6 protein-coding genes are annotated in these 7,260 nt (G+C 37.2%); 5 read left to right on the forward strand and 1 reads right to left on the reverse strand.

What is annotated here, in order from left to right:
• Window positions 1-330: hypothetical protein (locus MM239_RS20430; protein WP_241350183.1), on the forward strand; the 330-nt coding region annotated here is incomplete at its 5' end.
• 242 nt (window positions 331-572) lie between these two features.
• Here MM239_RS20430 and MM239_RS21275 read toward each other — a convergent pair.
• Window positions 573-800: a helix-turn-helix domain-containing protein gene (locus MM239_RS21275; RefSeq protein WP_394801531.1), complete on the reverse strand. Its 228-nt coding sequence runs from the start codon at window positions 798-800 to the stop codon at window positions 573-575.
• Between the two features lie 159 nt (window positions 801-959).
• Between MM239_RS21275 and MM239_RS21050 the strand changes: the two genes are divergently transcribed.
• The 4 genes from MM239_RS21050 (at window position 960) to MM239_RS21055 (ending at window position 7,211) form a co-directional block, all read left to right on the forward strand.
• Window positions 960-1,391 (forward strand): RHS repeat domain-containing protein, encoded by a 432-nt coding sequence (locus MM239_RS21050; protein ID WP_317235657.1) that lies wholly within the window; start codon window positions 960-962, stop codon window positions 1,389-1,391.
• Entirely contained in the window at window positions 1,367-1,951 is a 585-nt protein-coding gene (locus MM239_RS20440) for a hypothetical protein (protein WP_241350185.1), read from the forward strand. The genes MM239_RS21050 and MM239_RS20440 overlap by 25 nt, the downstream gene beginning before the upstream one ends.
• Window positions 1,952-3,309: 1,358 nt before the next feature.
• Window positions 3,310-6,495, forward strand: a complete 3,186-nt coding sequence (locus tag MM239_RS20445) for a hypothetical protein (protein ID WP_241350186.1) — start codon at window positions 3,310-3,312, stop codon at window positions 6,493-6,495.
• 590 nt (window positions 6,496-7,085) lie between these two features.
• On the forward strand, window positions 7,086-7,211 hold the full coding sequence (locus MM239_RS21055; protein WP_262918719.1) for a hypothetical protein: 126 nt from the start codon (window positions 7,086-7,088) through the stop codon (window positions 7,209-7,211).
• Window positions 7,212-7,260: the final 49 nt, after the last annotated feature.

A 7,260-nucleotide genomic window follows, 5' to 3' on the forward strand; every position in this document is an offset into this window, starting at 1 on the left:
ATACCGACAGAAGGAGCTTCTATGGTTCTTGTGCCTATTGGTGAAGGAGCTTCCATACTTGGTAAATCCATGAAGGCGGGAGTTCATTTAAGCAATGGAAATGTTCAAGGTGCAGTCCAAGAAGGTGTTAACCTCGCTGTAGGTGCAATTACTAATTCGGCTACAGGTGCCGCAATTCAGCAATCTAAAAAAGTAGGATTGATAAATAACCCTATTCAGGAATATACTCAAAAATCTGCATTAGGTGTTGTTGAAAGCGGGGTTAATAAAACTAGCGGGTTAATCAATGAAAATGTCCAAAGAAGAGATGAAGAAGAAAAAAGAAGATAATGAATTTTTATTAGCAGGCAGGATGAATTTTATTGGCCTTCTTATAGTATTACTAATGATATTATTATACTATCTTTTTGGTTAATATTCTTCAGGAACAATTTAAACTCTTTAGTGAGTAAATAGAAAAAGCCCCGATCAAGGGGCTTTTTCTATTTAGCGAAAGCTTTTTTGGTTTTGAAGTTCTGGATATAGGTATCAATGAAGTTGAAGAGGATGCTTTTGGTATCGGCATCCATTTTTTATATGTCGTTGATACGTTCCACCGTCTCTTTGTCGTAAGAGGCGTTTTCGCCTTCCCCTATTAAAAAATCCACCGTTACACCAAAAGCCTGGGCCATCTTGGCCACCATCTCGAAAGAGGGTAAGTTTTCGTTGCGCTCATACTTTCCTATAATCTCCCTGGATGAACCGATTTGCTGAGCGAGATCACCCTGTGACCAGTTTTTTTCCTTTCTAAGGGTGCTGATTTTGGTTCAGATGTTCAATGTATTACTCATATCAGGTGCGAATGTTCAGCACGAACTAGTAAAAACTATTCAAATCACAATACAAAAGCCAAGATATGTGTATATTTATACGCCAAAGGCGCACAGGCTTTCTCCAACGAGAATCCAACTCCCGTTGAAGTGTTCTTTGACAACTTCAAGGTAACCCATACCAACACCCCGATAGTCCAGAAGGATGACTACTATCCATTTGGGATGACGTTTAATTCATACTCGGCACCTAGTGGGGTGGGGCAGAAGTACCTATACAATGGGAAGGAACTGATCTCCGATCTAAATCTTAATTTCTATGACTACGGGGCAAGAATGTATGATCCGACGATCGGAAGGTGGAGTGTTGTTGACCCGTTGGCAGACCATCCCAAGAAAATCCGAATGTCCCCATACAGTGCCTTCTGCAACAACCCTATACGATATAACGATCCCGATGGAAGGTGTCCCGAATGTGAGGAAAATGTAATAGATCCAATAGACGGCCAGAGCTATACATCCACAGGTGGTGCTGAATATACTTTTGGGAACGGGGAATGGACAAGGCAGGGAGGGATCTAAATGAAGTAACTGTAACGGCCCAAAGACCATCGATATTGGAAAAAGGGTATTACAGAGGACAGGCTGCGGCTCAAGATGCCTGGAACAGCCCGATGGCAAGAGCTTATTTTCTTGATAAAATTTCTTTATCATTTTCATCTTCAGTAACTGCATTTGCAGGAACTAAGACTGATTTTTCTATTAATTGGATTACAAGAGGGCACGATTCACAATTTGCACCCTATGGTGTATTAACAGTTGGTGGTCAGGGTGGCCCTCAAGTATCAGGTGACGCTTTAATTAATTTTAGTGCGGGTTATTATGCAACTTCAGATATGCGAAGTTTACAAAGAGGTCAAGCTAGAGATGGTTTACTTGGATGGAGTACTTACGGTAGTGCCGATGCAGGTCTTGGTTTAGGTGGTTCTATCACTGGTTCGGTTGGATTTCAGGATTCACCTTTGGTTAGTAGGCCTACTTGGATTACTGGTGGTATAGGTATTGGTGCGTCTATTGGTGGTGGTGCGACTTGCGGAGTGAGTTATAGCTGGCCAATTGTTCCAAGTCAATTCAAAAGATAATTAGTAAATGAAAAGAAGGTCAATAGTGTTCTTAGTTACTTTTGTAGCAATAGTAGTTTTTGCGACTATTTGTTTTTCTATTAGTAGAACTAATTTAGAAAAAGAAATGGCAATCAATTTTACTGTAGAAAAAGTTGAAATAACGCCTGCATTGAGAGCAGTACTGTATGATAAGAATTGAGATAAATTGAGATTGCAAAGATTTGTTTTTTTGAAAGACACGGGATTCAACCAAATGATATCGTAATAAAAGAGGCAGATTCAGCGTTGTTCTTCATCGTCATCCGGCAAAAAGCCACGCCAGCACTCACGGCACTGTTTTATAAAGTGTTTGTTTTTAAAGGCATAAAACAGAGCCGTTCGCCCTTCGGGTCCTCCGCGGCGGATGCTGTCATGTCTTTTGCGCTCTTTTCTTTTCCTCACGGCTGTTCCCGTGTCTGCTTAGGCCGCCTCACTCCACTTCGTTGCGTTCAGCCACCACGCATTCACCCACAGTTAGAGTTATTGCGGGCCTGCGGGCCACCGACAGACTGCAGCGCCAATGATGAACAGTTCAAAAAGAAAGCGGTATCATGGGCGCTGCTCACTGCCAGTCGCCTTCCTTAGTCAGGCTTTTTCTGGCAGGCTGTCTTCAGCACCCGCAGGCGGCCCGCAACCCAACGCTCAAAAAGGCCGGCCGCCTAGAGATCACCCCCAACCCCCGATCAGGGGTGCTTTTGGGAACTGCTACGAAAGACGGCCCTGTCCAAGGATGAAGATCCGTGCAAACAAAAAAACAACAAAAAAGAAGAGCAAAGTTAGGCTTACATTGGCTCGGGCTGTCAAAGTCAAGCCCTTCGGGTTTTGATAAAAAAATCTCCATCCGCCTACGGACGGATAGTATTTTTTTACCAAAAACCTTGACAGCTCGGCCATGCAGCCCGATTGAATGCTTTCTTTTTATCCGTTTTTTCATTTAAGAAGATGTTTTTAAAAAAAGCCACCCATCTGCCTTTTTTTTTCAACTGAAAATAGCTTCAGATGAAAGAAAAAAACTATATTTATGGGAGTATGCCTGAAGTGCAGGAAGTTCTTTAAAAGTGGGTGGAGGGAGTTAGATAGAGTAGAAAAAGGTTGCATGGGAGCATAGTATTATTTTCTAAAGTGGGGATGTCATTAGAGAAGAAATAAATCATACTGAGTCAGACAACTATTTTATGTAAAAAGCTAAAAAAAGATTAAGTTATGCGACAGACAACTTAAGAGGATGGCAACTGTTTTGCAATATTTTCTTTAAAAAGCAAGTATTGTAAATTAATAAAAATTTTGATTGCCAAAGTTTAAAATTATGTTTCACATCATTTCCTTATAAAATTTATATGAAAAGCATTTTATATATACTTCAATTGTTTGTTTGTTTAAATGTTTTCCCTGTAGATTTTGGAGGGAAGTTTAGAAGTTCAATTACTCATAATGCTATTAATGGCGCTATGTCAAACGATAGTACTTATCATTTTGAAATTAAGAACATAATAGCTCAAAATAGTTATAATCCCAGCATTGAAAGAATTATACCCCCTTCACCTAATGCAGCATCTTTGGCAAAATATGGAAGTATTCCCGTAGGTTTATCAACAGGGATTCCATCTATTTCAATTCCAGTGTATGATTACAGTTATCAGGATAAATTGAATTTGTCAGTTTCTCTATCCTACCATGCTGGAGGAATAAAAGTGGATGAAATGGCATCAAACGTTGGGATTGGTTGGAGTTTGTTCGCGGGTGGAGCAATTACTCGTGTTATGAAAGGCATCCCTGATGAAACAAATACTTATGGTTTTTGGAATTCTTCCAACCTTCCTACAAATGATTATGATGGAAATACTGGAAATACTCCTCATTTACGGAGGTACAATAGGATAAATGCTGGTGAGGAGGACAGTGAAATAGATGTGTTTAATTTTAATTTTAATGGTGTCTCAGGAAGATTTGTTTTTGGTAAAAACAATGATTTTTTAATGCTGACACAGCAGAATTTGAAAGTTGAACGGAGCATACAGCAAGTATCAGGTAATGCTCGTATTACAAGTTTTACAATTACTGATGATAAAGGTATAAGATACATTTTTCGGGATGTAGAGAGAAATACATCAAATTGGATAGCTTATGGCCCTGGAAAAAATGCCGACTCAGCATGGTATTTAACAGAGATACAATCGCCTTCTGGTCTAGATAAAATAACTTTCACTTATGAATCGTCATCCTATATGTATAATATTACTTCATCACTTAGTTTTGGAGTTGCTGTAGTAGGGGCAAATTTACCTGCTGCACCTGGCAATGCTTCTAATTTACAGCAAAGTGTTGCTGGTAAAAGACTAAAAAGAATTGATTTCCCAACTGGTGAATTTATTAATTTCACCTACAATGCTACTCAAAGAACAGACCTGCCAGGAGATTATGGGCTACAGAAAGTTCAAATTGTATCTCAATTTGGACAGAAAGGGATAAAGTTAATCCAAAATTATTCTTTAAACAGGTTGACTCTAAGTGCTGTAGAGTTAACCGAGGGATCAAGTGAATCGGTACTTGGAGCCTATTCATTTGATTATTTCACTTCGTATCTTTTACCAGAAAGACTCTCTGCTAAACAGGATCATTGGGGTTTTCATAATAACAATAATACTAGTAGTTTAATACCTGCCGAAACTTTTGTCAATCCAATTGGTGGCTACTATTCACTTCCAGGCGGTAATAGAAGTACTGACCCGCAAAGAGTAAAGTCAGGGGCTCTGACTAAAATCACATATCCTACTGGAGGGTATACCTTGTTTGAATTGGAATCAAATATGGCTACTGATAATAGAATTGGTACCAATGTAAATGTAGGAGGACTAAGGGCAAAAAAAATCTCAGATTATGATAAAAATGGGAGTCTATTACAGTCAAAGGAGTATGAATATGTTTTGGAGGCTAGTACTAATTCGTCTGGTACTCTTGGGATTTTACCGGTTTATTCATATGGTGTGTTTTACGATTTTGAAACCCCTTTATACCCACCACCTGCACCATCTTATACATTTGGGCAACATAATCAAGTAATGCGTTCTGCTTCTCCGATTACTGAATTATCATATTTCAACGGAAGTGCTGTTTTATATAGAAGAGTAGTTGAAAAGCGAATTGTCGGTGCTAACCATGAGGGGTACACTGTTAGCTACTTTAGCAATTTTACAGATACTCCTGTAGTAAATTTCAATACTTTCCCTTTTGTACCTCCAAACTTTAGAAGTTGGAATTTTGGATTATTGCAAAAGGAAGAAGTATTTGATAAAAATGGATCCTTGCTCAGAAAAACTACAAATAATTACAATCAATTTGCAGATAATTATGCTAATAATCCAGTTAGACACAATAATTTCATATCCCTTTCAATTGCACCAGTAAAATATCTATATACTGGATCAAACGTAGGGAATCCTCATGATTTTTGGACAAGTCAAGGTGGAGTAATGTTTTTTATTTCAAAAGATTATCTACCAGTTTCTGGAAGAAGTCAACTTTCTAAAACTACTATTGAAGAATTCTCAGGCACTAATTCTTTTGTGAAAACTATTGACTATACATATGATAACAGCTATTACATGAAACTCACAGAGGCTGTAAATGACAGTAACGGAGGTTTGATAAAGACAGAGTTAACCTACCCTCATCAAAAAGTAGTTTTGAATCAAGACCCAAGTGGGATTTATGCTGAGATGGTTCAGAGAAATATAACCTCTCCAATTGTAAAGGCAGATATTTATAAGGGTTCTACTTTTTTAAATTCAACAAGGATAGAATATTATAAGCCTTTTACAGGTGTTTATGTGCCTCAAAATGTTTATGAAAAAAATTCGACCAATCCAGAATATGGGACATCGGTTTATTCAGAGTATGATAATAGTGGAAGGCTAAAGAAATACAAGACTTCCCCAAACTCAAGCTTCAATCTTTTAATATGGGATACCTTTGGTAAATATTTGATGGCAAAATTAGAAAATTTATCTGATTCTGATAAAGCTTATTACTCTTCCTTTGAAACCAATGAAAAAGGAGGTTGGACGTATACTGGTTCAACTTTAACTACTTATAATAAGACGGGAAGAAGAGCTTATTCTTTATCAAATGGTGCGGTTTCAGCTACGGCAATTCCTGCCAGTAGCGCAAATCCTTACAAAGTAGCATTTTGGGCACGTTCTACAGGAGCATCAGCAACGGTAAATATATCTGGTCAAACAGAATCTTTGACTTCTAATTGGATGTATATTGAAAAAACCATAACAAGCACTACCATAAATATTTCAGGTTCAAATGTGATAATAGATGAGTTAAGAATGCATCCTTTAAAATCTATGATGACGACTTATACATTTGAACCCATCTCAGGCATAACATCTTCCACAGATTATAGAGGACAGATTTTTTCATATGAATATGATCCATACTATCGTTTAAAGTCAATCAAAAATGTAGATGGGCAAATCATTGAACTTTACGATTATAATTACTCTTCTGGTAACTAACTTTAGCTTGCACCTTATATTATTTATAAAAGTTCTAACATTAGCATTGTTAGAACTTTTTTATATGCTTTGATATATCAATATGGAGTTAGGCTTAGAACTAAAATTACGATTGTTAGTCGGTGAAATAATTTTTCAAAAAAGTGCAATTTGAATTTTAAAATTATGAAAATCAGTATTTAAATAAGAAAAAACGTTTGTTTAAATTCAATATTATTTTAGAACCAATTTCGATAAAACTGATTAAGTTATCCAATAGTAACTTGTCGGAATAGAGTAGATTAATCCTGATATCAGATATTAACTAGTATTTGAATCTCAAATACCACTTCTATAGTAATTTACTTGTATCATCAGCTTCGGCTAAGATACTAATGAAATCGAGTATAAACCTAGCTTGTTCTTTATCAACAGCCAATCCATTCTTCCTACAAACTTTTTCGACTTCTTCTGTTTTGAGCTCCCAACGATTTTTAACCATCTCTTTTTTTCTTTGTGAATGGGAGATAAATTTGGTCTATTTGAATGGGGAAAAATCACACTGTATTTTGGAAGTGGGTTATTATTCTTGGTTTTGTGGTGTCAAATTTATGGGTGCAAACAGAAAGGACTATACCCTTGTCTATTCTGCCTGCTCTGTAGCGGGAGGCGGAATTATGTCGAACTTTTTTGATGATTTAGAAGCTGTTGTTGATGCGAAGTTTCTATTGGTCTAATTACAGTTTTTTTTAATGCTATCGAAAATGAAAGCACATTGGGAAGGGG

This window comes from Belliella filtrata, assembly GCF_022549775.1.
GTDB classification, from domain to species: domain Bacteria; phylum Bacteroidota; class Bacteroidia; order Cytophagales; family Cyclobacteriaceae; genus Belliella; species Belliella filtrata.